This window comes from Dyadobacter psychrotolerans, from assembly GCF_004349265.1.
Taxonomy (GTDB): domain Bacteria; phylum Bacteroidota; class Bacteroidia; order Cytophagales; family Spirosomataceae; genus Dyadobacter; species Dyadobacter psychrotolerans.
This window is the reverse complement of sequence record NZ_SMFL01000040.1, coordinates 1-1,836: the sequence shown is the minus strand read 5'-3', so window position 1 is coordinate 1,836 and position 1,836 is coordinate 1. Positions and strand designations below refer to the sequence as shown.

Here is a 1,836-nt window from a genome sequence, read left to right as displayed (position 1 = left end):
ATGTTCATGGTGGTGATATCGACCAGCTTGCGGAATAGACTTGGATTAGGCACACTGGGTCCTGCTGCATCTTCCACTTTGAAGAGCACATCGTAAGGTTCCAGGCGGATGTGGTTACAGCCTGTCTGCCAAACGAACTGACCTGTAACGGTACCTATTGCATTTGTCTGGGGGGTAAAGGTTGCCACAGCCGGAGCGACCAGTGTGCTTTCATACACCCCACCATTGGAAGTAAGTGTGAGCCTGTCGCCGTTTTTATCTGTTGCCCTGATGAGCTGGCTGATGCGTGTTCCTGCTTCGACGCAGATGTCCGCCAGCGGATCCAGTAAGGGCCGGTCGTTGCGAGCGTCTTCGACGATGATCTGCATATCCCGGACAATTTGCCCGATTAATACACCATCCCGCCATTCCTGAACTATAAATGCAACATTATAATACCCCCTTGTTACCGGCGCATTCCATATCAAATCACCAGTGAGTGGATTCATACTAAATGTTGCAGGACTTGCCCCTGCTTCCGTGGTTCCGGGAGGAGTCACCATGTTTGGGTCTTTATATTCCAGGTTGACACCGGCACCGTTAACTCCACCTCTTTGTGGAATAAATAACCGATAAGCTAAACTATCACCGTCCGCATCAAAAGCACCCGGGTTGTGGATATATCGTTGTCCAACTGCTGCAAGATCAATCGGGGCATTTAATAAAACCGGTGTTTGGTTTAAACCAATGTTGGCATTGATTGTAAGTATGGTGCTAACATAAAAGTTAAGATTCTGCGTTGGAGGCGGGCCAATATTTAAAACATTGTTGTTCCTGTTATCTTCCTCAAAAGAAATTCGAAAATCACCTGCTCCGGGAAAGGTATACTGGGCGATGTAAATATTCATAGTTGTACCATTGCCTATATTAGGTATTGGCTGCATTCGGGGAGCTACCAGGGTTGCAGGAGTTCCCGTGTTCCTGACATTACCAATAAGGAATGTGACATCATTCTGGGCATCGGCTGCACCTGGCCCGTTAACAATATCGAAATAGGCAGTAAGCCGGATTTCATACGTTGGCGATGAAAGAGAGATACGACGGGCAGTAATCTCTCCCGCACGAATATGTGTTGCGCTTGCCTTGTGACCGGCAAAAAGCAACAGCATGAAAAAAGTTATAAGCAAATATTGTAGAACAGATCGCATAGTAAAATAAAGTACTTATCTAATTGGATAGGGCTTTTATAAAACAGAAAGTGTAGCTCCTGATTGCTTTCCTTTTTCGTATGGCATAACAAGAGGATTTCTCAACTTCTGTTTACTTTAATTCAACGAAAATATAGATAAAAATGTGTGTATTGCTATTAAATATGATTTAGATTAATCTTTCATTGGTTCCGTACAGGTCTTATACTCATTTTAGTATTGAAATAATCTTGTACATCCGGGTTAACACCAACAAATTTTTTCTGCATAAAAAAACAGGCATTTGAACATAACGAAGTTCAAATGCCTGTTTTTAGTTACTTGTCAAAAAAGTCTTTTATCTCAACATTTGCACCCAGCCTTTAAGGATAGTCGGTTTGGCATCTTTTCTTGACGATTCGAATTGAATGGAAACTTCGTAATAATACTGTCCTGCTGCGAGGTCTTTCCCTGCTTTGTTTTTTCCGTTCCAGTTGATGTTGACATCTTTGGTATCATACACCTGTGCTCCCCAGCGGTTGAAAACCCTGAATTCGAGCGACTGTACAAATGCGGGGCAATCGAAAGGCTGGAAGATATCGTTTTTATTGTCACCGTTTGGTGTAAATACATTTGGCAAAACATAGGCAGGGCAGTTGTCTTTGCAAAC

The 1,836-nt window shown here is 43.2% G+C and carries 1 protein-coding gene and 1 pseudogene; both read right to left on the bottom strand.

Going from position 1 to position 1,836, the window contains the following annotated elements:
* Positions 1 to 1,148, bottom strand: a pseudogene (locus tag E0F88_RS33495) (gliding motility-associated C-terminal domain-containing protein); the annotation flags it as partial.
* A gap of 376 nt (positions 1,149 to 1,524) precedes the next feature.
* Positions 1,525 to 1,836 (bottom strand): T9SS type B sorting domain-containing protein (locus E0F88_RS33490; protein ID WP_131961839.1); only part of this gene is annotated, 312 nt, incomplete at its 5' end.